The sequence below is a fragment of the Nocardia arthritidis genome, from assembly GCF_011801145.1.
GTDB lineage: Bacteria > Actinomycetota > Actinomycetes > Mycobacteriales > Mycobacteriaceae > Nocardia > Nocardia arthritidis_A.
In genome coordinates this window covers 3,338,741-3,362,312 of the sequence record NZ_CP046172.1, presented here as the reverse complement: position 1 = coordinate 3,362,312, position 23,572 = coordinate 3,338,741, and the positions used below count along the sequence as shown (strand labels likewise).

23 protein-coding genes are annotated in these 23,572 nt (G+C 67.7%); 16 read left to right on the top strand and 7 right to left on the bottom strand.

The window, feature by feature from the left end; all coding sequences use genetic code 11:
* Positions 1-92: 92 nt before the first annotated feature.
* The 6 genes from lipB (at position 93) to F5544_RS14985 (ending at position 6,411) form a co-directional block, all read left to right on the top strand.
* Positions 93-815, top strand: a complete 723-nt coding sequence (gene lipB, locus F5544_RS15010; RefSeq protein ID WP_167473764.1) for a lipoyl(octanoyl) transferase LipB — start codon at positions 93-95, stop codon at positions 813-815.
* A gap of 34 nt (positions 816-849) precedes the next feature.
* Positions 850-1,866 carry a lipoyl synthase gene (gene lipA, locus F5544_RS15005; RefSeq protein WP_167473763.1) on the top strand — a complete coding sequence of 339 codons (1,017 nt, stop codon included), beginning with the start codon at positions 850-852 and terminating at the stop codon, positions 1,864-1,866.
* A 221-nt stretch (positions 1,867-2,087) separates the two neighbouring features.
* Positions 2,088-4,265, top strand: a complete 2,178-nt coding sequence (locus tag F5544_RS15000; protein ID WP_167473762.1) for an elongation factor G-like protein EF-G2 — start codon at positions 2,088-2,090, stop codon at positions 4,263-4,265.
* An 87-nt stretch (positions 4,266-4,352) separates the two neighbouring features.
* The gene (locus F5544_RS14995) at positions 4,353-4,724 is read left to right on the top strand and encodes a hypothetical protein (protein WP_167473761.1); all 372 of its coding nucleotides are present in this window, start codon (positions 4,353-4,355) and stop codon (positions 4,722-4,724) included.
* Between the two features lie 80 nt (positions 4,725-4,804).
* Positions 4,805-5,827: an ArsR/SmtB family transcription factor gene (locus tag F5544_RS14990; protein WP_167473760.1), complete on the top strand. Its 1,023-nt coding sequence runs from the start codon at positions 4,805-4,807 to the stop codon at positions 5,825-5,827.
* Positions 5,828-5,907: 80 nt separating this feature from the next.
* Positions 5,908-6,411: a GNAT family N-acetyltransferase gene (locus F5544_RS14985; protein WP_167473759.1), complete on the top strand. Its 504-nt coding sequence runs from the start codon at positions 5,908-5,910 to the stop codon at positions 6,409-6,411.
* Position 6,412: 1 nt separating this feature from the next.
* Here F5544_RS14985 and F5544_RS14980 read toward each other — a convergent pair whose 3' ends face one another.
* Together F5544_RS14980 and F5544_RS14975 are read right to left on the bottom strand one after the other, a co-directional pair.
* Positions 6,413-7,378 (bottom strand): purine nucleoside permease, encoded by a 966-nt coding sequence (locus tag F5544_RS14980; RefSeq protein WP_167473758.1) that lies wholly within the window; start codon positions 7,376-7,378, stop codon positions 6,413-6,415.
* Positions 7,379-7,539: 161 nt separating this feature from the next.
* Positions 7,540-8,097 carry a TetR/AcrR family transcriptional regulator gene (locus F5544_RS14975; protein ID WP_167473757.1) on the bottom strand — a complete coding sequence of 186 codons (558 nt, stop codon included), beginning with the start codon at positions 8,095-8,097 and terminating at the stop codon, positions 7,540-7,542.
* A 90-nt stretch (positions 8,098-8,187) separates the two neighbouring features.
* On the opposite strand from F5544_RS14975, the gene F5544_RS14970 reads away from it, so the two are divergent.
* The 4 genes from F5544_RS14970 to F5544_RS14955 all read left to right on the top strand — a co-directional run bounded on the left by F5544_RS14970 (position 8,188) and on the right by F5544_RS14955 (position 11,855).
* The gene (locus F5544_RS14970; protein ID WP_167473756.1) at positions 8,188-9,075 is read left to right on the top strand and encodes an oxidoreductase; all 888 of its coding nucleotides are present in this window, start codon (positions 8,188-8,190) and stop codon (positions 9,073-9,075) included.
* Positions 9,076-9,106: 31 nt separating this feature from the next.
* Positions 9,107-9,628, top strand: a complete 522-nt coding sequence (locus F5544_RS14965; protein WP_167473755.1) for a hypothetical protein — start codon at positions 9,107-9,109, stop codon at positions 9,626-9,628.
* Between the two features lie 208 nt (positions 9,629-9,836).
* Entirely contained in the window at positions 9,837-11,192 is a 1,356-nt protein-coding gene (locus tag F5544_RS14960; protein ID WP_167473754.1) for a hypothetical protein, read from the top strand.
* A 36-nt stretch (positions 11,193-11,228) separates the two neighbouring features.
* Positions 11,229-11,855: a hypothetical protein gene (locus F5544_RS14955; RefSeq protein ID WP_167473753.1), complete on the top strand. Its 627-nt coding sequence runs from the start codon at positions 11,229-11,231 to the stop codon at positions 11,853-11,855.
* Between the two features lie 85 nt (positions 11,856-11,940).
* Here F5544_RS14955 and F5544_RS14950 read toward each other — a convergent pair whose 3' ends face one another.
* A complete protein-coding gene (locus F5544_RS14950; RefSeq protein ID WP_167473752.1) occupies positions 11,941-12,408 on the bottom strand; it encodes a DUF7691 family protein in 468 nt (155 codons plus the stop codon).
* 306 nt (positions 12,409-12,714) lie between these two features.
* Complete coding sequence (glnA, locus tag F5544_RS14945; RefSeq protein ID WP_167473751.1) at positions 12,715-14,151, bottom strand: type I glutamate--ammonia ligase; 1,437 nt, start codon at positions 14,149-14,151, stop codon at positions 12,715-12,717.
* Positions 14,152-14,437: 286 nt separating this feature from the next.
* Between glnA and F5544_RS14940 the strand changes: the two genes are divergently transcribed.
* Positions 14,438-14,893: an RDD family protein gene (locus F5544_RS14940; RefSeq protein WP_167473750.1), complete on the top strand. Its 456-nt coding sequence runs from the start codon at positions 14,438-14,440 to the stop codon at positions 14,891-14,893.
* Positions 14,894-14,967: 74 nt separating this feature from the next.
* Here F5544_RS14940 and F5544_RS14935 read toward each other — a convergent pair whose 3' ends face one another.
* Complete coding sequence (locus F5544_RS14935; RefSeq protein WP_167473749.1) at positions 14,968-15,702, bottom strand: DUF4191 domain-containing protein; 735 nt, start codon at positions 15,700-15,702, stop codon at positions 14,968-14,970.
* A 46-nt stretch (positions 15,703-15,748) separates the two neighbouring features.
* The gene (locus F5544_RS14930; RefSeq protein ID WP_167473748.1) at positions 15,749-16,207 is read right to left on the bottom strand and encodes a TY-Chap domain-containing protein; all 459 of its coding nucleotides are present in this window, start codon (positions 16,205-16,207) and stop codon (positions 15,749-15,751) included.
* Between the two features lie 249 nt (positions 16,208-16,456).
* On the opposite strand from F5544_RS14930, the gene F5544_RS14925 reads away from it, so the two are divergent.
* Entirely contained in the window at positions 16,457-17,197 is a 741-nt protein-coding gene (locus tag F5544_RS14925) for a DUF2334 domain-containing protein (RefSeq protein WP_167473747.1), read from the top strand.
* A complete protein-coding gene (locus F5544_RS14920) occupies positions 17,197-18,303 on the top strand; it encodes a glycosyltransferase (RefSeq protein WP_167473746.1) in 1,107 nt (368 codons plus the stop codon). The genes F5544_RS14925 and F5544_RS14920 overlap by 1 nt, the downstream gene beginning before the upstream one ends.
* Positions 18,304-18,317: 14 nt before the next feature.
* Here F5544_RS14920 and F5544_RS14915 read toward each other — a convergent pair whose 3' ends face one another.
* Positions 18,318-19,319 (bottom strand): DMT family transporter, encoded by a 1,002-nt coding sequence (locus tag F5544_RS14915; RefSeq protein ID WP_238847251.1) that lies wholly within the window; start codon positions 19,317-19,319, stop codon positions 18,318-18,320.
* Between the two features lie 53 nt (positions 19,320-19,372).
* Between F5544_RS14915 and F5544_RS14910 the strand changes: the two genes are divergently transcribed.
* The 3 genes from F5544_RS14910 to F5544_RS14900 are packed head-to-tail and all read left to right on the top strand — an operon-like array spanning position 19,373 to position 23,461.
* Positions 19,373-21,043 (top strand): CocE/NonD family hydrolase, encoded by a 1,671-nt coding sequence (locus F5544_RS14910; RefSeq protein WP_167473745.1) that lies wholly within the window; start codon positions 19,373-19,375, stop codon positions 21,041-21,043.
* Positions 21,040-22,587 (top strand): M20/M25/M40 family metallo-hydrolase, encoded by a 1,548-nt coding sequence (locus tag F5544_RS14905; protein ID WP_167473744.1) that lies wholly within the window; start codon positions 21,040-21,042, stop codon positions 22,585-22,587. Before F5544_RS14910 ends, F5544_RS14905 begins: the two co-directional genes overlap by 4 nt.
* A gap of 28 nt (positions 22,588-22,615) precedes the next feature.
* Positions 22,616-23,461 (top strand): alpha/beta hydrolase, encoded by an 846-nt coding sequence (locus F5544_RS14900; protein WP_167473743.1) that lies wholly within the window; start codon positions 22,616-22,618, stop codon positions 23,459-23,461.
* Positions 23,462-23,572 lie beyond the last annotated feature (111 nt).

Genomic DNA, 23,572 nt, shown 5'->3' with positions numbered 1-23,572 from the left:
CGGCCGCTTATCCGGTAAACCCGGCAACCGTGTGGCACTCCACACACCCGGCCAGTGGAATATCGTAAAGACCTCAGCGTACCGTCGATCCCGTGAACGACTCGCGCACCACCTGGTCCGCTCGCTTCGACAGCACACCCGTCGTGGTCGAGGATCTCGGACTGATCGACTATCACGCCGCATGGGACCTGCAGCGCGAGATCGCCGGACAGCGGGCCGACGGGCTGGGCAACGATCATCTGCTGCTGCTCGAGCACCCGAGCGTCTACACCGCGGGCAGGCGCACCGAGGCGGAGGACATGCCGATCGACGGCAGCCCGGTCATCCAGGTCGACCGCGGCGGCAAGATCACCTGGCACGGGCCCGGGCAGCTGGTCGGCTATCCGATCGTGCGCCTGGCCGAACCCGTCGACGTGGTGAATTACGTGCGCAGGCTCGAGGAGGCGCTGATCACCGTCTGCACCGAGATGGGCGTGGTCTGCGGCCGGGTCGAGGGCCGGTCCGGCGTGTGGCTGCCGGCCACCGAGCTCTACTCCGAGCGCAAGATCGCCGCCATCGGCGTGCGGGTGCAGCGCGGCGTCGCCCTGCACGGCATCTCGCTGAACTGCAATTCCGCGATGGACGGCTTCCAGGCGATCGTGCCGTGCGGTATCCGCGACGCCGGTGTCACCACGCTGTCGCGCGAACTCGGCCGCGAGGTGACGGTGGCCGAGGTGAAGCGGCCGGTGGCCGCCGCGATCGTCCGCGCGCTGGAGGGCGAACTTCCGGTTACCGCACACGATATCTCGCACGTCACACCGGCGAGGACGCGCTGACAGCAAGCGATCAGCTAGGCGTAAGGTCGGTTAAGTGACCTCAGCTTCAGCACCGGCAGGACGCAAGCTTCTGCGTATCGAGGCGCGCAACGCGGAGACCCCGATCGAGCGCAAACCCAACTGGATTCGCACCCGCGCGACCATGGGACCCGAGTACTCCGAACTCAAGGGCCTGGTCAAACGCGAGGGCCTGCACACGGTGTGCGAGGAGGCGGGCTGTCCCAACATCTTCGAATGCTGGGAGGACCGCGAGGCGACCTTCCTGATCGGCGGCGAGCAGTGCACGCGGCGCTGCGACTTCTGCCAGATCGATACCGGTAAACCCGCCGCGCTGGATCGCGACGAGCCGCGCCGGGTCGCCGAGAGCGTGCAGGCGATGGGCCTGCGCTACTCCACCATCACCGGCGTCGCCCGCGACGATCTCCCCGACGGCGGCGCCTGGCTGTACGCCGAAACCGTGCGCGCCATCAAGAAACTCAACCCGAACACCGGCGTCGAACTGCTCATCCCGGATTTCAACGCCGATCCCGCGCAGTTGGCCGAGGTGTTCGACGCGCGTCCGGAAGTGTTGGCGCACAATCTGGAAACGGTGCCGCGCATCTTCAAGCGGATCCGGCCCGCCTTCCGCTACGAGCGTTCGCTGTCGGTGCTCACCGCGGCGCGCGCGGCCGGACTGGTGACCAAGTCCAATCTGATCCTCGGCATGGGCGAGACCCCCGACGAGGTGACCCAGGCGATGCGCGACCTGCACGAGGCGGGCTGCGACATCCTCACCATCACCCAGTACCTGCGGCCGTCGCCGCGGCACCATCCGGTGGACCGCTGGGTGAAGCCGGAGGAATTCGTCGCGCATTCGAAGGTGGCCGAGGAGATCGGTTTCGCCGGTGTGATGGCCGGGCCGCTGGTCCGTTCGTCGTATCGCGCCGGACGCCTCTACGCGCAGGCGATGCGCCATCACGGCCGCGAAATCCCGGAAACCATGGCGCATCTCGCCGAGGAGGGCACCGCGGCGCAGGAAGCCAGCGCGGTACTCGCCCGCTTCGGCAACTGAATTTTCACGTCTGTCGGGCCCTCGCATCGGATGCGGGGGCCCGAGGCGCGCCATGGGCGGGGAACGATCTCGAGCGAAGCGTGTGCGCCGGGTGAACGTTGGTGGGAAGCTCGAAGTACAGCAGGTGTTTGCGGTGTGAACGACGGTCAGGAGGCGGCGAAGCGTAAACCACGCTGGCCGTCGCGCGCACCGCCAATCGACACAGCGGGAGCGGAACCACCATGGTCGAGAAGACGAGTGCACCCGCAGAGGTGAACGGCAAGGCGATGGCGGCGGAGCGGCCGGAGGCCATCCGCAATGTTGTCCTGGTCGGCCCGAGCGGATCCGGTAAGACGACGCTGGTCGAGGCGCTTGCGCTGACCACGGGCGCGCTGAACAGGGCGGGCCGCGTCGAGGACGGCACATCGCTGTCCGACTACGACGAGATCGAGCACCGCCAGCATCGCTCGGTGCAGCTCTCGGTGGTCCCGCTGCTGTGGGACGGCATCAAGATCAACCTCTTGGATACCCCCGGCTACGCCGATTTCGTCGGCGAACTGCGGGCCGGACTGCGCGCGGCGGATGCGGCGCTGTTCGTGGTGAACGCCGCCGAGGCCACCGAAACCGTCGGCGGCGCAACGCATGTGCTGTGGCAGGAGTGCGCGAACCTCGGTATGCCGCGGGCGATCGTGCTCACCCACCTCGACACCGCGCAGGACGAATTCGAACAGGTCGTGCAGACCTGCCGCACCATACTCGGCGCCGATTCCCCGGAAAGTATGCTGCCGCTGCATCTTCCGATTTACGAGGGGAAGAGCCGCACCGTCACCGGGCTGATCGATCTGCTCGGGCAACGGACCGTCGACTACTCCTCCGGCGAACGCAAACTCATCGACGGCATCGACGCCGACGGCGCGCGCGACCGCCTCATCGAGGGCATCATCGCCGAGAGCGAGGACGAGACGCTCATGGAGCGCTATCTCGGTGGCGACGAAATCGACACGGCCACATTGATTTCCGATCTGGAGCGGGCCGTCGCCCGAGGCAGCTTCCACCCGCTGCTCATCGCGGCGCCCGCGCCGGAGGGCGCGCGACACGGCCTCGGCACGGTCGAACTGCTGGAGCTGATCGTCGGCGGATTCCCAACGCCCACCGAACATCCCGCGCCGTCGGCGCACACCATCGACGGCGGCGCGACCACCCCCCTTACCTGCGATCCGGCCGGACCCCTTGCGGCGGAGGTGATCCGGACCATGTCGGATCCGTACGTCGGCAGAGTGTCGTTGGTCCGTGTCTTCTCCGGCACGCTGCACCCCGACGAGACGGTGCATGTGTGCGGACACGGCACGGACCGTCCGGAGGCCGATCACGATATCGACGAGCGCGTCGGCGCGGTGAGCGCGCCGTTCGGCAAGCAGCAGCGGCCGCTCGGCCAGGCCATCGCGGGCGATATCGCCTACGTCACCAAACTCGGGCACGCGGAGACCGGTGACACCGTCTCCGCGAAGGCGACCCCGCTGCTGATCGAGCCGTGGACCATGCCGGATCCGCTGCTGCCGGTCGCGGTGCACGCGCACAGCAAGGCCGATGAGGACAAGCTGTCCCAGAGCCTGACCAGGCTCGTCGCCGAGGATCCGACCATACGTCTGGAGCAGAACAGCCAAACCCATCAGATCGTGCTGTGGTGCCTCGGCGAGGCGCATCGCGACGTCGCGCTGGAGCGGCTGCGCACCCGCTACGGGGTGCAGGTGGACCTGGTGGAACATCGGGTGGCGCTGCGGGAGACGTTCGCGGGCAAGGCCACCGGGCGCGGACGGCACGTCAAACAGTCCGGCGGGCACGGGCAGTACGCGATCTGCGAGATCGAGGTGGAGCCGCTGCCCGGCGGATCCGGTATCGAATTCGTGGACAAGGTGGTCGGCGGCGCGGTGCCCCGGCAGTTCATACCGTCGGTGGAGAAGGGTGTGCGGGCACAGGCGGCGCGCGGGCTGGTCGCCGGAAATCCGTTGGTGGACATCAGGATAACGCTCTACGACGGGAAGGCGCATTCGGTCGACTCCTCCGACGCGGCCTTCCAGATGGCGGGTGCGCTCGCACTGCGCGAGGCCGCCGCCGCCACCCGGATCAGCCTGCTGGAGCCGATAGCCGAGGTGAGCGTCGAGGTTTCGGACGACTATCTCGGCCCGGTGATGAGCGATCTGTCCGGGCGCCGCGGCCGCGTCGTCGGCACCGAACCGTCCGGGACCGGCCGCACCACGGTCCGCGCCGAGGTGCCCGAACTCGAACTCGCCCGCTACGCAATAGATCTGCGCTCGCTCTCGCACGGCACCGGCCGCTTCACCCGCGCCTATCTGCGGCACGAATCGATGCCGCCCCAGCTGGCCGAGACGCTGCGCGAACAGACCAAAGCCAACACCTGACCCGGGCCTGCGAGTATGGTCGAGCGCGGGGCGGAGATGTCGTATGCCCCTGCTCATCCGGACTGTCGGAGCGAAAGTTGCTTGCTCATGCGGGTATTCGTGGCGAAAGGCGCGGCGGCCGGTTCCACGGCGCTGCTCGGCGAGCGCGGGCGGGAGTGGCCCGCGGTATGGCAGGGTGACGATCCCGCCGAACCCGGCCGGGAGTACGACATCGAGGTCGATATCGACGGTGTCGCACGGTGGCTGCCCGCCGAGCCGGAGTGGTCGGGCATCGCCGGGGTGAACGGCGCCGTCGTGGTCAGCGGCGTGGTGGCCAGCGTCGACGAGGATGTTTTCGCGGTGGACCTCGAACCCGGGCTCGCGGTGGTCGATCCCGTCGAGGATATGCCCGAACTGCGGCCGGGACAGCGCATCCGGTTCGCCGCGACCTCGATCACGGTGTTCCCCAGCAACATCTGATTCGGCCGTGGCCGAAAGAGGGTGCGCGGCGGACGTACCGGTTCGTAGGCTGCCCATATGAAGACTCCTCAGGGGCGGTTATGAAGCGGGTGGTGCTGACCTCGGAGGATCTGCTGCGGGTGCGCATCGGCGCGCCGCTCGGTGCGCTCGGCGAAACCCTGCTCGCGTCGCGGATGCTGCGGCGGGCCCGCCCGGCCATATTCGACGGGTGGCGCAGCACGGTGCTGCGCGAGATCCCCTGCGACTTCGGGATGCTCGCCGATCTGGTGCCGAATATCTACGACTTCGTCGATTTGATCACCCCGACCCGCGGCGCGCGCTCACTGCCGGAGGGGCTGGAGGCGCTGCGGCTGGTGTCCAGGGAGGAGCTGCGGCGCGAAATCGGTTGCACGGTACGGCGTTTGGCCGAATCCGGAGACAGGCCGCTGCCCGGCTGGACCGCCAAGCTGCCGGATGCCGACGGTACCGCGCTGCGCGAGCTCGCGACCGCGGTGGAGGCGTTCCACGACGTGGCGTTCGGCGGGCGCTGGGCACACGTGCAGTCGTATCTGGAGTCGGCGGCGGACCGGATGGCCCGCGTCATGGCGACCGAAGGTGTGTACGGGCTGTTCGCCGCGCTGCGGCCGCATGTGCGATGGCGTACGCCGGTGCTGGAGGTGATGCGGCTGCGCGGCCGCCACGACGTACGGCTGAATGGACGCGGATTGGTCGTCGTCCCTTCGATTTTCGTCTGGCCCGAGCCGCTGCTGCTGAGTTCGTGCATCGAAACCGGCGGGCCGTACACGCTGATCGTTCCGGTGCTGCGCGATATCGGCGATCTCGCGACCGCATGGGGTCCGCGGCCGCCCAACGAGGCGCTCACCGCGCTGCTCGGCCGCACCCGCGCCGCCGCGCTCCAGGCCATCGCCGACGGCTGCACCACCACGCAATTGGCCGGGCAGCTGGCGATCTCACCGGCGACCGCCAGCGAGCATGCCTCGATCCTGCGCGATGCGGGCTTGATCGAGAGCACGCGGCACCGCAATTCGGTGCGGCACCAGCTCACCACCCTCGGCGCCGCACTCCTCGACGGCGATCTCGAAACCGGAGTGCGGATCGCTTGACGGGCGCTCGCGGGGGCGCCCGTCTGCCCACCGGGATAAAGGGCTTGCGGACCCGTCGGACGACTCGCGACGATGGGCGGGTGGTTGTGTCGGACGGGGTTGTCACGCTACGGCCCATCGTGATCGCGGACGCCGAGGCGCATCTCGCCGGTGAGGACGACGAGTTGGCGCACTGGCTCAACGGCGGCCGGGGCACGCTGGAATCCGTTGTGGCGCACTTCGATCGATGTGAGCTACGGTGGCGCAACAATGGGGCCAGCCGCACCTTCGCGATCGTCGACGCGGTGAGCGGCACGCTCGCGGGCACCATCGACGCCCACACCAGGCAGCCGTATCTCGCTGTCGGACAAGCGAATCTGGCGTACGGCGTGTACCCCGACTGGCGTAAGCGGGGGTATGCCACCCGTGCCGTCGAACTCGTCTGCCGCTACCTGGCCGAATCGGAACTCGCGAAATGCGCGGTGATCCGGGTGGATCCGGAGAATATCGCATCGGCGAGCGTGGCCCGCCGCGCCGGATTCGCCTTCAGCCACACCACCGAGGACGACGACGGCCGCGTCGACTGGTATCTGCGCGCGGTGTGACTCAGTTGAGGTCCGGGTGTTTGGTCAGGTAGTCCGCCGCCGCCAGGCCGAGCCGGTAGGCGTTCTCGATGGCCAGCGGGAAACCCGGTGAGAAGCCGCCGGATTCGACATCGGCCATCGCCTGAGCCACCGTGCGTCCCGGCGGGGGCTGGTCGAAATTGCTTGCGGTGCGCAGGTTCACGTACCGGTCCAGTTTGCCCGCGCGGGCCAGCGCGGCGGCCGTGGCGTTGTCCTCCATCTGGGTGGTGCAGTACTTGCCCTTGCCGCCGGTGTGCAGCTCGACGATGTAGGCGGCCTGCGCCGAGGACTGCGCGCCGGAGTAGAAGTTGTCACCGGTCGCCGTATCACATTGCGCGACATAGGGTTTCATCTCGGTGAGGCCCGGGTACGCGGCCCGCGCCACGGTGGCTTCCTGGCTTTCGGCCAGTGCGACATCCTTGGTGTTGCGGTACACCGCGTCGACCAGCGCGCCGTTCAACTCGTAGACCTGGGTGCTCGGTTTGGCGTGCGGGAGATACCCGTTCGGAATGCTCGGATCGTCCTGCACCAGCACGTGGTGCCCGAGATCGACATCCACCACCCAGCGCGCCCAGGCGCCGAAGCCGAGCGTGCCCGCCGCCGGCGGGGTGCCCGCGACGCCCGCGGTGATGAAGTACGCCTTGTCGAGGTTCAGCTTCGGGCTCGCGAGCACGGCCTCGGTCGACAACCCGGCATTCACCTTGCCCATATCGGTGACCATCAGGCACAGGCCGGAATCGTTGCAGCGCACCGGCGTCCGCACCCCCGCCACCCGCACCTCGTGCGTCCACTGCTGCCGCTCCACCCACGGCTTCGCCTCCGGATCGAACATGGTGATGACCATCGCCCGCACCGGGATCCGATCGTCACCGGAATGCGCGGAACACCCGCCCGCCCCGAGGCCCAGCAGCACCACCGCCGCCACCCCCGCGAACGCCCTGGCCACCATCGATCCTCCTGCCGTAGAAAAATAGGTAATACGCATACCGTATGGGCTGTATTTATTTGCCGAGATGTCGGGGTGCCGGTCCGACGCGGGTGTCGGTGTCTCGAGCACGTATGCACCGCGATGAGCTCACTCACCCATCTCGGGTTTGCGATGCCGACGGCTCAGACGGGACCGAGTGCGCGGCGAGCCAGGGTGAGCCAGCGGATCTGGTCCGGCTCCGGTGCGTCGGCATCCGGGGAGGTGGTCAGCAGGAGGGTGATGTCGTCGACGGTGATGTCGGGATAGAGCGCGCCCGATCGGTGGGCGGCCGCAACGAGGTCGGCGACCGAGATGCGGGCGCGGTCGCGCAGATCACGCACGGCGTCGGCGGCGATATCGGTGACCGCATGCCGGAGCAGGCGCTCGTGCCGCGGTTCCAGGACCACGCGGCGCAGCAGAGCGACAAGTTCGTCGAGCGCGGTGGTTTCGCCACGCTCGACCCGCGCCGACGCTTGCCGGAGCGTGACACTGATAGACGCGTCGAGGTCGGCGACGACCGCCGCGATCAGGTCCTGTTTGGCCGGGAAGTGGCGGTACAGCGTGCCGACGGCAACCCCTGCGGACGAGGCGATTTCATCCATTCCGATGCCTGGCCCGCGCGTGACGACCAGGTCGCGCGCCGCGGCGACGATGGCATCGCGATTACGTAGGGCATCGGCCCGTCGGGGTTGTCCGGTCATCTCGGGCCCAACCCTACCGCCTTGCCGGAGAACGTGAACTAGTGGTTCACTTTAATGTGAACCACTAGTTCATGTTAGGAGCTCGATGCCATGCCCGACTGGACCGAAGCGAATATCCCCGACCAACGCGACCGCATCGCGGTGATCACCGGGGCCAACACCGGCCTCGGCTTCGAAACCGCCCGCGCGCTGGCCGAGCACGGGGCGACAGTGGTGCTCGCCTGCCGGAATCCGGACAAAGCCGAACGCGCCGCCCAGCGGATCGCCGAAACAGCGCACGCCACCGTCGACACGGTGCGGCTGGACCTCGCATCGCTCGCATCGATCGGCCAGGCCGCCAAGGAGATTCGGGCCAGGTACGGCCGAATCGATCTGCTGATCAACAACGCGGGTGTTACCGGCCGCACTGGGGTTACCGACGATGGTTTCGAAATCCAGTTCGGCACAAATCATCTGGGCCACTTCGCGCTCACCGGGCTGCTGCTGGAGCGACTGGTCGATACGCCGGGCGCCCGAATCGTCACGGTGAGCAGCATCGGCCATCGGTTCGGACGAATCGACGCCGCGAACCCGGCCGTCGTACGTGGCAGCCCCTATGCCACATCGAAACTCGCGAATCTGCTGTTCGCCTACGAACTCGGCCGGAGGCTCGCAGGCACCGGCGCGATATCACTGGCCGCACATCCCGGCGGCGCGAGCACGGAGGTCTTCCGATATTCGTCACCACTGTTTCGCCTGCCCAATCTGGCCATCGCCCGCGTGCTCGGCCGCACGTCCGCCATGGGTGCGCTGCCCACTCTCCGGGCCGCCACCGACCCCGCCGCGCGTAGCGGCGAATATTACGGTCCGGCAGGGCTTTTCGAGATCCGCGGCTACCCGGTGCCGGTTCGGTCCAGCGCCGGATCGCACGACCGGGCGCGCCAGGCTCGGCTGTGGGAGGTGTCGGAGCGGCTGACCGGGGTGCGTTATCCGCTCTGACAGGGTGCGCATCTCGGTGTTCAATTAGCCGGTGGGTAGCAGGCGGACCGGCTCGTTGATCGGCGCGATCGCCGGGCTGATCTTTATCGTTGTCAATGCCGGGCCGCTCGGTGGCGCGGTGGCCGCGGTGGTCCGGGTGCTCGGTGTCGCCGGATTCGGCGCGGCGATCTGGTACATCATGCGGCGGCCCGCCGACGACGCCCGGCGACCGGATCGTCGCGCGCTGCGGATCTACTGGCTGGCCGTGGCCGCAGAGGTGCTTGCCATCGTGGTCGGCGCGCAGGTTCTGGCGCGTGGTTTTCATCAGGCCGACCTCACCGTGCTGTGGGTGGTTTTCGTGGTCGGTGTTCATTTCCTGCCGTTCGCCGCGACCTTCGGCGCGCCGCTGTTCCGTTGGCTCGCTTGGAGTTTGATCGTGCTCGCGATCGCTGGGGCCGGACTGTCAGCGGTGCTGTCGACCGCGCCGTCGTGGACGGGCGTCGCCGCCGGTGTGGTTCTACTCGGCTTCGCGGTCGCGGGTGCGCGGCGGGGTGGCACGGCGCCCGCGCGGTGACCACTGCTGCGTCGATCCCGACGGCGGCGGCCGGAATCCTGGTACGCTATGGGCGAATGATCTTGGGCCGCAATGGTCTTACCGAGCTTGTCATTCATATTCGTCGTCTCGGCTTTATGCCGCTTGTTTTCGTGGTGTCGAATCGGCGGCATGTCAATGCGAAGTTTCTGCTATTTCTGTATGGCACAAGGCGACGTAGCGTCCAAAGATGGGGACGGGTTCTTTTCAGAACGTGTATATCAACGAGTCCTTCGATGCTCTCGCCACATTGCGGCAGGCGCTGGCGAAGATCGCCCGAGAGAGCACCCGGGCGCCGCGGAACGCGGGTGAGCGACACGACCCCGGCTGGGGCAAGGACACCTCGATAGACGAGGTGCTCGCGTCGATGGACTGGAACGAGCAGGCACTGGTGGCGGCAGGCAGCGCCGTCCAGGAGGCGCAGCAGAGGATGTTCTTCGCGCGAGACGCTATCGGCGGCAGCCAGATACGGCTGCAGTCACATCCCGGCTGTGGGGTTCCTTGGCGCGGCGGCGCGGCGGACACCTATATCGCCATAACGCGTGGTGTGCACGATAATTACGCTGCGCTGGCCGATTTGATCCTGCGGATGGACCGGCTGGACACCACCACCGATGATCGAGCTTATCCAGACAGGCCCGGCGTGCTGCCGGAAGCCGCCAGCGGTTATACACCGATGGGCCCGCCGATCGTGGGTGGTTCCTCGGCGGTATCCGACCATATGGACACCATCACCAGCGACATATTCAAGCGGGCCGCCGCGGTCGGCGCGGATACGCAGTCGGCTGCGCGGAAAGTTCTGAGCGGAAGCCCGCTGACGGGCGAGCTGACACCGCAGCAGCAACAGGAACAGGTGGAGTACGGAAATGCCGTGAGCAAATGCCGTGCTGCCGAACAGGATTTCCTGAGCTTCGTGTACGGCCAGCAGAACCGGATCACGACCGAGATCCTGCCGCTGGTCAAGGCTTGGGCGGCAGCGGCCCAATTCAAGAAACCGACCGGGCAGGGGGCGGAAACCGAAAAGCCCGAGGCGGTAGGGCTCTTGCGCTTCGGGCTCGAAGGCGAGCAGAGATACGTCGGCACGATAGCCGATGGCGCCCTCGCGGATGTGAAGAAGTTCATACACGACGCGAGAGACCTGCCCAATGACGCGCTCGGAACGTCAGCACAGGCCTATGAGGTGGTGCAAACCTGGAAATCGGCCTGCGACCAGCGCCTGACCGAACTCGACGAATGCATCGGGTGGGCCAGAGGTCTTTTCGGCGATCTGGGACTTGCCGTGAAGATGTACACGAACACCGAAGAGGACAATGCGGAACTCTTCAAGGAGATGCTGGACCACGTTCTGCACAATCGTCATCTGGCTCACGAAATGAAAGATATGAAGTTCGACAACCCCGACAAGCTGCTGACCGGACTCGAGCCCGATGCGTTCGACACCGTCGCGGGTGGCAAGGAACTCGGCGACGTCGGGCTGGACAATCAAATAGCCGGTCTGAGGGCGGGAGACCCCGAGGCGGGCGGGGAAGTGGGTCGGCGCGGATAACTCCGAACCGAGCTGGACACCAGTTAGGTTGATTGCATGGGCTACGAGTTCGCGGTGTTGCCGCCGGGGGTCGCGGCCACGACGGATGACGTTGCCGCACACATCGATTCGCAGCGGGGCCAGGCGGAAGACCCTGCGCTCACGCCGATCGCTGCCGGGGTGTGTGACTGGAATACCGCGATGCCGGTGTGGAACGCGCCCGCGACATTCGAGATCGTCGGGGATTGTCTGCGGGTGGCGGTGCCGGACCACGCGGGGTGGCGAATGTTGGCGGCGCTGGAGGAATTGCTCGCGGATACCGCATATCTGCTGTACGACGCCGGGGACGGCACGCTCGGTCCGGTGGAGATGCGGCGTGACGTGCGAGTGAGCCTCGGCGGCGTCAGGACGTTCTCGACGCTGACGCACCGCCGATTGCGAAACTGGTTGCCGCGCTTGGCCGAACTGGCGTCGGCGCCGTTCCTGACCGTCGACAAAGCCGGGACCGACTCGTTCATCCAGACCTATCGCAACGCACCCGACGACTATCGCCTGGAGGTTCGTGACGACGAGCATGTCGGCACGACGGTGCGTGACCCGCGGACGGTGGCGGATTTGATCTGGGCTTGGAGCACCGACCGATGGGACGGATCCGCCGAACTCGTTTGGGTGCCGGTCGTTTGAGAGCCACAGTCCAACCCCACGCCGAGTACCCGGTCGCGTAGAGACCCGCCTCGAACTGTTGCGCCGGAGCCGGTTTCGATCAGGCCTACAGTAGAAAGCACATCAGATCGAGATCCCGGTCGAGGCAGATCTGCAACCAGTCGAGCAGTTCGTCCACCGCTTCGGCAATCTGCCGGTCGCGCAGGCGCGCCGACCGCAAACCAGCGAATTCGTTTGATAACGCGGAGATTTCGCCGCGAGTAAGCGATCCGATCCGGGGCGGCCCATCGTAGGGCGGCAATTCGACCGGAGCACCCGAGCCGACCAAAAGCATCGGATCGAAATCCACCCCCACAGCGGCCAATCCGTCCCGCACCGCATCCGACCAGCCCGCCCGCACCGCCCAACCGGACAGCGCGCACCCGCCGTACTCACACAGCAGATGCAGCGCATATCCGTAGCACGCCCCGAGATCGACCTGCTGCGCTTCACCACAGAGCAACTGCCGCAACACATCCCGCCCGGTCAGCGCCGAACCACGTTCGCGCAGCAACCCGTCCAGCGGACCGAACAACTCCCCACCTCGGCCGCAACCACATCCGCGAACTCACCCCCATAGGCCCCGACGCATCGCACCCCGCCCAGATCGATCGCATACGGCCGCAAGAACTGCACCACGGCACCCTCCCCGAGATTGCTTCCACCCAATCCTATTCGGATCCGAAGCCCCTCGCCCCAACGCAATCTCCGCGCCGATGACACCCGGCGTGCGTGGGCACGAGCCCGATCGAGAAGGCCCGCGCCGATACCAAGAAAGAAAAAGACCCTCCCGCGCCGTTGCGGGAGGGTCTTTGGCCGTAGCGTCTTGTGCTACAACGACTTACACGTCGAAGTAGAGTTCGAACTCGTACGGGTGCGGACGGAGGTTCACCGGGGCGATCTCGTTGTCGCGCTTGAGCTGGATCCAGGTTTCGATCAGGTCGTCGGTGAAGACGCCACCCTCGGTGAGGTAGTCGTGGTCCTGCTCGAGCCGGTCGATGACGGACGACAGGCTGGTGGGCGCCTGCGGGATGTTCTTGGCCTCCTCGGGCGGCAGCTCGTAGAGGTCCTTGTCGACCGGGGCGGCCGGCTCGATCTTCTTCTTGATGCCGTCCAGGCCCGCCATCATCATGGCGGCGAACGCCAGGTACGGGTTGCCCGAGGAGTCCGGCGCGCGGAACTCGATGCGCTTGGCCTTCGGGTTGTTGCCGGTGACCGGGATGCGCACGGCCGCGGAGCGGTTGCGCTGCGAGTACACCAGGTTGATCGGGGCCTCGTAGCCGGGAACCAGGCGGTGGTAGGAGTTCACGGTCGGGTTGGTGAACGCCAGCAGCGACGGCGCGTGATGCAAGATGCCGCCGATGTACCAGCGCGCCAGATCCGAAAGACCGCCGTAGCCGGCCTCGTCGTGGAACAGCGGCTTGCCGTCCTTCCACAGCGACTGGTGCACGTGCATACCCGAGCCGTTGTCACCGAACAGCGGCTTCGGCATGAAGGTGACGGTCTTGCCCTCGGCCCACGCGGTGTTCTTGACGATGTACTTGAACAGCTGCAGGTCGTCGGCGGCGGAGAGCAGGGTGTTGAACCGGTAGTTGATCTCGGCCTGGCCCGCGGTGCCGACCTCGTGGTGGCCGCGCTCCAGTTCGAAACCGGCGTTCTGCAGGTTGGTGGAGATCTTGTCGCGCAGGTCGACATAGTGGTCGTACGGCGCGACCGGGAAGTAGCCGCCCTTGTTACGAACCTTGTAGCCGCGGTTCAGCGTGCCGTCCGGGTTGAATTCGGCGCCGGTGTTCCAGGAGCCGGAGATCGATTCGATCTCGTAGAAGGCGCCGTTCATGGCCGAGTCGTAGCGGATCGAGTCGAAGATGTAGAACTCCGCCTCGGGCCCGAAGTACGCGGTGTCGGCGATGCCGGTGCTCTTCAGGTACTCCTCCGCCTTGCGCGCGACGTTACGCGGGTCGCGGCTGTAGGCCTCGCGAGTGAACGGATCGTGTACGAAGAAGTTGAGGTTCAGCGTCTTCGCCGCGCGGAACGGGTCGATGCGGGCGGTGCCGTAGTCGGGCAGCAGCAGCATGTCCGACTCGTCGATGGACTGGAAACCACGAACGGAGGAGCCGTCGAAGGCTAGTCCTTCTTCGGCGAGGTCAGCGGTGAACGCCTTGGCCGGGATCGAGAAGTGCTGCTGCACACCCGGAAGATCGCTGAAGCGGATGTCGACGTATTCGACCTCCTCTTCTTTGATGTATTTGATGACCTCGTCGGCCGTGCTGAACGTCACTTGTTCTCCTTAACGGATCGGTTCCCAGCGAGTGTCGATTGCATGGGCACGTCGCGACCTGACGCTATGGACGCGAAGTTTCCCAGTAGTCAAGACTGTGTTTCGCCAGTGTTACACGTGCGGCTGACCGGGCGGGTTTGCCCGCCCGGAGCGAACAGCATGCTAGATCCTGCCACCCGGCTATGAATGGGCAACAGGCACTGGGTAGTTGCTCGATGTGTGTCGTGCCCCGGCCGCCCGCGCCGGGCCGGATTTCCGGCGCGAGACGCTCCCCTATCCTGAAGGTATGGGACGTACGACCGGCTCCTGGCTTTCCGGACCTTCCGCGGAATCCGGTGATTCGCCGACCTCCGACTATCCGGGCGAACTGCTCGGTCTCCCGCGCGAGGGCGCCGGTTCGCTGGTCGGGCTGGGTCGCCGGGTGGTCGCGCTGCTCGTGGATTGGCTTATCGCGCTCGGCATTTCCGCGCTGTTCGTGCGCGGCGGCTCGACCTCCAGCCTGACGCTGCTGGTGTGGTTCGTGATCGGCGTCGGCGCGGTGACGCTGTTCGGTTACACACCGGGCCAGTACTTCCTGCGGCTGCGGACCATTCGGATCGATGCGCCGGTGGGTGTCGGCCTGGTGCGCGCGCTGGCCCGCCAGGCGCTGCTGGTGTTCGTGGTGCCCGCGCTGTTCACCGACGCGGACGGGCGTGGCATGCACGACAGGGCCACCGGCACCGCGCTGGTCCGTGCCCGCTGAAATCGCTTACCGCGGCTGAATAGCGCGAAGGCCCGTATTCCCAAGCGGGATACGGGCCTTGACGGGTTCGCCGATCAGCGACGGCGGATGGTGCGCTGCACGCCGCGCATCTTCGCGCCCGTCGGCATCGGGCCCTTCGGCAGCGCCGGGCCGGTGCGCGAGTTGAGCGCGGCGAGACGGCCTTCGATGAGATCGATCCGCTTGGCGTCGATATTGCGCGGCAGCTTGGTCAGGTGTCGTTGCAGGTCCTTGAGCGGGACCTGGCCCTCCTCGTTGCCGATGATGATGTCGTAGATCGGGGTGTCGCCGACCAGCCGCGCCGTCCGCTTCTTCTCCTGTGCCAGCAGGGATTTCACCCGCTGCGGGGCGCCCTCGGCGACCAGGATGACGCCGGGCAGGCCGATCACCCGGTGCACCGCGTCCAGCTGCGTCGTCGCGGCGATACCGTTGCTCACCCGCCACTTGCCCTGCAGGTTGTCCAGCACCCATGCCGCGGCGCCCGCCTGGCCCTCCGCCTTGGCATACACGTTCTTCTGCACCCGGCGGCCGAAGATGATGAACGCCAGCAGCACGCCGAGCAGCACACCCACCGGCACCAGGAACCAGGACAGCCCGAAGATCAGGCCGAGCACCAGGAACACCACGATGCTGCCCACCAGCGCGCCGATCATCAGCGGCAGCAGCAGCTTATCTTCCTTGCGCTGCATCTGGAACGCTTGCCACAGCTGCTGACGGCGTTCCTTCGACTGCTGCTTGCGGGCCGCTTTCGCCGCGGCCTTCGCTTCCTTGGTGGGCTTACCTGCTGCCATACCGTCCAGCTTAGTGAGCGGCGCGAAACCGCCGAGCGGCGGCAGGTCAGTTCAGTCCGCGCCGGCCGATGGGCCCGAGCACGGTGAGATCCAGATCACCGGATGCCTCGGTCCAGCCCATGGCGCGCAGTTCGGCCGGGGTCCGCACGCCGAGCGCGTCGTGCAGGCCGTATGCCACCGAACGGGCGAACGCGAGCATGCCTTTGCCGGAAATCGGCCAGAAAAGGGTGCGGGTCCAATTATCCACCGCGGGCTCGGTCCAACCGTAATCGCGCAGCGCCTTGGCGGCGTCTTCCGAAATCGGCCGAGCCAGATACTGATTGCCGGTGAGTTCGGCGGAAAGTTTGATGTCGTACTGCACGAATTGCACATAGCGATTGCCGGGCGCCGCGATGATCAGGGTCGCCCGGCTGGGTAGTTCGTTCAAACAGCGCGCCAGTGCTCGCACGAACCCGTCCCAGTCCGCGGTCACCGGCTCACTCATATTTCCCCCGGGAACTCGCATTGGCCCGATCATACGCCGCGCCGCCTGGGACACTACTCGAATTCCCTTGCCCGCCTACCCCGTTCACCTTCGGCCATAGCAGATTCGCATGAACTTCTCGCCACCGATCCGGGTAATCGGCGGCCACCGCGGCAAATGAAATTCGGCAAGTGCGAAGGTCCGGTAATCGGGTGGACGCGAATGATGATCTTCAAACGACACCACCTTGGTGTTCAAGTTGCGGCTACCGGGCGGTGTTACCTTCCGGGCGTGTGTGCGCGGTTGGTGGTGAGCATCCATGACGTCGCACCGGCGAGTGCGGCGCAGACGGCGCGCTGGTGCGACGACGCGGATGCCTTCGGCATTCCGGTGTCGCTGCTGGTGATCCCGGGTCCGTGGCGTGGCGAACGGCTCGCCGACCATCCGGATTACGCGGCATTCCTCCGGGAGCGGCGGGCGGGAGGCGATGAGCTGATGGTGCACGGCTGGATCCACCGCGCCGGATCGGAGGGTCCGCTGGCCCGCCGCGCCGTCGGCCGGGCCGTCGCGCGAGGCGCGGCCGAATTCGCCGCGCTCGATGCCGCGACCGCGGCGGCGAAGCTGCGCGCGGCCACCGCGGTCATGTCCGAATTCGGGCTGTCCACAACGGGTTTCACCCCACCGGGCTGGCTGGCATCGCCCGCGGCGGAGCGCGCGCTGCGCGATGCCGGATTCACCCACACCACCAATCACTTCGGCGCGAAGGAGCTGCGCACCGGGCGACTGCACCGCGGCTTCGCGCTCTCGCACCGTCCCGGCGGCGGTTGGTCGGAGCGGCTCGGCGCCGATCTGTTCGAGCGGCTCGCCCGGCGCACCGCGGTCCGCGGCGGGCTGGTGCGGCTCGCCCTGCATCCCGACGACCTCACCCGTCCGGGGCTGCGGGAGACTACGCTGCGAGCCGTGGACGCGGCACTCACGGCGGGCGCGCAGGCGAGCACCTATGCCGACCTGGTCGGATCGGCGGTCGGCTAGTGCGCATCGTCCAACTGGCCAACTTCTACACCCCCGCTTCCGGCGGGTTGCGCACCTGCGTCGACGAGATCGGGCGCGGTTACACGGTCGCCGGTCACGAGCGGGTGCTGGTGGTGCCGGGGCCCGCCGACAACGACGAACAGACCCCGGCCGGTCGCCGAATCACGGTGCGCAGCCCCAAATTCGGGGCCGCCGGATACCACGTGCTGACCGCGCGCCGCACCCGCGTCGTGCTGGACCGGCTCTACCCGGATGTCCTCGAATGCAGCGATAAGCTCAGCGTCCGATGGCTCGCGCCATGGGCCCGACGCACCGGGGTGCCGCTGGTGCTGTTCTCACACGAGCGCATCGACGCCATCCTGCGTTCCAGGGTGCCGCGCGGCTTCCCGCTCGCCGCCGCCGCCGACCTGGCCAACCGCCGACTCTGCGTCCGCGCCGAAAAGGTGGTGGTGACCTCGAATTTCGCCACCGCCGAATTCGACAGGATCGGCGCGACCAATGTCCGGCGCATCCCGCTCGGCGTCGACCTGACCACCTTCCGGCCCACCGAAAGCGATTCCGCCGCCGATGTGGTGCGGCTGGTACTGGTGAGCAGGCTTTCACGGGAGAAGCGCGCCGAACGCGCCATCGAGGCGGTCCGCGAGCTGCGAGCGGCCGGAATCCACTGCAGGCTGACCGTCATCGGCGACGGTCCACTGCGTCCGCGCATGGAGCGCCTGGCCGCCGGGCTACCGGTCGACTTCCGCGGGCATCTCACCGACCGCGCCACCATGGCGGCCCTGGTGGCCGACGCCGATATCGCGGTATTCCCCTCCCCCGCAGAAACTTTCGGGCTCGCCGTGCTGGAGGCGCTGGCCTGCGGGACACCGGTCGTCGTGCCGGAGGCCGGGGCGGCCGGTGAACTCGTCGGGGCGCCGGGATCGGGTGTCGTCTCGGACGGTTCACCGCGCGGGCTGGCCGCAGGGGTCCGGGAGCTGTTGGAAGTGCCTGCGCCGCAACGCCGTATCGCGGCGCGGACAGCGGCCGAGCGGTTTCCGTGGTCGGCGACCGTCGCGGGGATGTTGGCGTTGTACGCAGATTACGAGAGCCCGTCGCGCACCGCGTGATCGGCTTCGCGCCGCTAGGAAACCCCTGCTGGGACAACGGGTTCCGGATCGGGTGTCGGCTCGCGCTCATCGTGTAGTGTCGGCGAATTCGCCAGCATCGCGATGCCCGCGAGCACGGGTAGTGCCGCACCGGCCAGCCAGAGTGGTTGCGGATGGACCGCGACTGTGAAAAGCGTTGCGCCCGCCGTGTAGCTGAGCACCGGGTCGGTGATGGTCATGGCGGTGAGCGCGGTGGGTAGCGAACCGCGGGCGTACGCCTCTTGGGTGAGCAGGCCGCCGAGGGTGGTGGTGACGGGGATGCCGAGCAGCGCCCAACTGGGATGCGGCAGTGCGTTGGTCGCGACGACGACAAGCACCGCGGTGCTGGCGAAGCAGCAGCCCGCCGCGATCGCGAACATCGCCGAACGCAGTTGGGTCGACCGGGCGGGCCTGCCGAGCAGCACCAGCCCGCCGACGGCGAATACGACGATGAGCGCGGCCCTCGGCAGCAGCTCGGTCCGCACCTGCGAATGCTCCGGTACGCCCTGACTCACCAGCAGGATCAGCCCGGTGCATACCAGTACGGTGCCCGCCCAGTCCCGCACCAGCAGCCCGCGTCGCCGCCGGGCCGCGGCCAGCGGCAGCGCGAACAGCAGCTGCACCACCAGCAGCGCCTGCACCACCGAGATCGCGCCGAGCCGCAGCGCGGCCGCGTGCAGCGCGAACCCGGCGACCAGCGCGCCCTGCCCGATCAGCCACCGACGGTCGGCGATCAACCTGCGGATGATGGCGACGACGGTCAGCCAACGCGCCTGCCCGGCGTCGGCGGCGGCCTGACGGGCGGCGCCCTGCTGCAGCGCGGCCGACACCGCGAACAGCAGTGCGGCCAGCAGCGCTAGCGCGATCGCGGGCACCGCACGCAGGTCGACGTTTTCGAGGCCGGGCGCCCCGACGGCATGCGGCATACCGCCATGTTTGCCGGGCCGGGTGAACGCGGGGTGGCCGAAGACCGGCGAGTCGGCAACGGATACCCCCAACCCACCCCCGGTTCTGGGGGCTGGACCGGGTCCGAGGCAAACTCGATGGTCCTATGGTGATCGATCGAACCGTCTTGTCGCGCGTACTGCTCGGGCTGTTGCTCGTACTCGGTGCGACCGTCCCGGCCACCGCGGCCGCGGCTCCGGTAAAGGTGCCCTACCAGTGGAAGCAGGCCTTCTTCGACGCGCCTGACGGCACCCGGCTGCACGCCGACATCCTGCGTCCGGCGGGCATTCCCGACGACGCCAGAACACCGGTGATCATGACGGTGAGCCCGTACCGCGCACACCTGATGTACCTGAGCGTGCCGCGACCCGAGGGCGGCCCGTCGGTGGACAACCTCAATGTCGAGATGTTCCTGAACGCCGGCTACACCTATGTGATCGTCGATCTCGGCGGCTTCGGCGGCTCCACCGGCTGCCCGGACTACGGCGGCCCCAGCGAGCGGATCGATGTGAAGACGGCGGTGGAATGGGCCGCGGATCAGCCGTGGTCCACCGGCAAGGTCGGGCTCGCGGGCACCTCGTACGAGGCATGGACCGGCATGCTCGGATTGTCCGCCAAGCCAAGGGGTTTGGCGGCGGTGGTGGCCGCCGGTGCGGTCGTCGATCCCAACTCCTACCTGTACATGCAGGGCATCGCGTGGAAGTTCAGCGGAAAACCGGTGACGGAGAGCGGAATTCGCCCCGGTGACTGGGCCGGATACGAACATCTGCTGATCGCGTCCACTCCGCCCCGCCCCGATGACCTCCCCGAATACCGGGACAATGCCATCAGCCGCCCGCGCGACTGCTACGCGCGCTACGCGCAGAGCATCGCCGATCACAACGCCGACACCTCGTTCTGGCAGCAGCGCAACCTGTTGAACGACTTGCGCGGCAACACGATTCCGACCTTCCTGATCCAGGGCTTCATCGATCCGAACACCAGGGCCAACCGCCAGTTCGATGCCTGGAACGCGATGGGGCCGGGCGACCACAAAGCCTGGTTCGGCGAATGGGGCCACCGCGACTGCCACGACAAATGCGGCACACCGAATTTCGACGGCGAGGTGCTCGCCTTCTTCGACAAGCATGTGGCCGGCCGGGACGTGACGGTGCCGGGCCCGCGCGTCACCGTCGGCGCCTTCGACGGCTCGTGGCGCTCCGAAACGGCCTGGCCACCCGCGGATTCCCAGCGGGTTCCGATCACGCTGCGCACCGGCGAATACACCGACCGCGGCCTGATCCCCGGACCGGACCGCGAAATCTGGTCCATCTCCGAACCTTTGGCTCAGGAGCAGCACATCGCGGGCGCGCCGTCGGTGTCGGCGCAGGTGAACGGCCCTGCGGCGGCGAGCATTACGGCCGAGGTGTACGACATCGATCCGGCGGGCACCGCCACCGTCATCACCCGCGGCATCGCACCCGTCGGCGATGGTAAGCCGCAGATCCGGCTGCTCGCCCAGGATTGGCCGATCGCCGCCGGACACCGGATCGGCATCCGGATCACCGATGTCGTCGACGATCAGTGGGCGCATGCGGCGACCAACGCGCGGGTCACCGTCACCGCGGCGACCGCGGAACTGCCGCTGCTGTCCGCCTACCGGCACGGCGACCTGCCGGGCGGAATCGGCGAGGGCATCACGAAATGGCGCGCCGAGAAGACGATCCCGATCGATCCCGCGCTGGTGAACAATGCAGTGGTGCCGATGAATCTGCCGAGCCGTACCGGTGACCGATGAACCCTGCCGACCGCGAGATAGCCGAGCGCCTGGCCGCCGCGCTGCGCTGCGCCACTGTCTCGGCTGAGCAGGGGGTCAGCGCGCAGGCTGTGTCTATTGGGCCAAGGCAGGAACCCGTCGGGCTCGGTCCGCACCTGGCGCAGGCTGTGTCTTCAGGACCACAGGACGAGTCCGGCCACCCCAGCGCGCACCTGGCGCAGGCTGCGTCTCCGGGACCACAGGACGAGTCCGGCCACCCCAGCGCACACCCGGCGCAGGCCGAGACATCTCCGGAATCACAGCGCGAATTCGTCCGGCTCGGTGCGCATCTGGAGCGGTCCTTTCCGCGGGTGCACACCGAGCTGGAACTGCGCATGTTCGGCCACAGCAGGCTGTACCGCTGGGCGGGCGCCGAGCCGGGTGTCTCGGCCATTCTGCTGGCGCACCTCGACGTGGTGCCCGCCGACGATCGCGACGGCTGGACCCATCCGCCGTTCGCGGGCGTCGTCGACGACGAATTCGTTTGGGGCCGTGGCGCGATCGACGACAAGAGCCGGGTGCTCGCGATCCTGGAGGCGGTGGAGGCCGCGCTGGCCGCCGGGGTGCGGCCGCGGCAGACCGTCTATCTCGCCTTCGGGCACGACGAGGAGGCGTTCGGCGGTACGGGCGCGGCCGCGATGGCCGCGCACCTGCGGGCGGAGGGCGTGCGCGCCGATCTCCTGCTCGACGAGGGCGGGGTGATCACCGAGGGCATCGCCGACGGTATCGATATCCCGGTCGCCGGCATCATGGTGGGCGAGAAGGGTTATGCCACAGTCCGATTGCGTGTTTCGGCGGTGGGCGGGCATTCGTCCATGCCGGGCGGGCAGACCGCGGTCGGCCGGATCGCCAGGGCCGTCGCCCGCGTCCAGGATCATCCGATGCCGCTGCGGATGACGCCGGTGGTCACGGACATGCTGCTGCGGTTGCGCGACCACATGCCGGAGGCCCGCCGCAAGCTGATGCGCTTCGCCGATTACGCGGGGCCGCTGGTCACCCGGGTGCTCGCGGCGCGGCCGCAGACCGAGGCGCTGGTGCGCACCACCACCGCGCCGACCGTCATCCGCGGCGGCGTGCAGTCGAACGTGCTGCCCCAGTATGCCGAGGCGCTGGTGAATTTCCGTATCCTGCCCGGAGATTCGGTGGCCGGGGTGCTGGAGCACTGCCGCAGGGTGGTGCGCGATCCCGGCGTCGAACTCGATCTGGTCGGCATGTCGTCCGAGCCGTCGCGGCGCACCGGGCCGGGTCCGTCTTTCGGGATGATCGCGGAGCTGACCACCGCCATCGTCCCGGGCATCGCGGTGACCACCGGCATCGTCCCCGGCGCGACCGATTCCCGGTACTACGACGACCTGGCCGAGACCCGCTGCAACTTCGCCCCCATCGTGCTCACCGCCGCCGACCTGGCGACGATCCACGGAACCGACGAGCGGATCTCGCTGGTCAACTACGCTCGACTCATCGAATTCAACCGGCGGCTCATCGACCGGCTGGCGCACGATTCGGTGACCGTGCACCAGGACTGACCGCCATGACTCCAGATGCAGGAGCGCCATGACAACCGAGCCGAGGGCAAGCGAACGCACCGGCGATTTCGACGGTAAAGGCAGCCGTGTCGCCTGGCGCGCCTGGTTGCCGGATACCGAGGTAACGGCCGCCATCGTGCTTGTGCACGGCGTCGCCGAACATTCCGGCCGCTACGCGCACGTCGGAAAGCGTTTCGCCGATGCGGGTTTCGCGACCTACGCGCTCGATCACATCGGCCACGGCAAGTCGGCGGGCGGTAAGGCCAATATCGGTTCCATGGACGGCGCCGCCGACAATGTCGCGGCCATGCTCGATATCGCCCGGCGCGAACATCCCGGCGTGCCAAGGTTTCTCGTCGGGCATTCGATGGGCAGCCTCGTCATCCTGTATCTGGCCACCCGCGCACCGATCGATGTGGCGGGCATCGTGCTCTCCGCGCCGCCGCTGGATATCCCGGTCGGCAATCCGGTGCAGCGCCTGTTCGCTCCGGTGCTGAGCCGCCTCACCCCGAATCTCGGTGTGCTGACCCTGGATTCGTCGATGATCAGCCGGGACCCCGCCGTCGTCCGGGCATACGACAGCGATCCGCTGGTCTACCGCGGCCCGCTGCCCGCCCGCACCGCGACCGAAATCCTCAATGCCACGGCGACGGTCAAACAGCGGCTGAACCGGCTCACGGTGCCGCTGCTGGTGCTGCACGGCACCGCCGACGCGCTGGCCGCGCCGACCAGCACCGATATGATCGAACGTGGCGCCGCCGCAAAGGATCTCACCGTCATCCGGTACGAGGGCCTCTATCACGAGATCTTCAACGAACCCGAACAGGACAAGGTGCTCGGCGATGTGGTCGCCTGGCTACAGGCGCATCTCTGATTGCCGCCGGGCCGCGGGCTCACCTGTGACTGTCACCTGGCCGCGGGCCGACCTGTCATTGCCGCCGGGCTGCGGGCCGACCTGTGATTGCCGCCGGGCCGCGAGCCCACC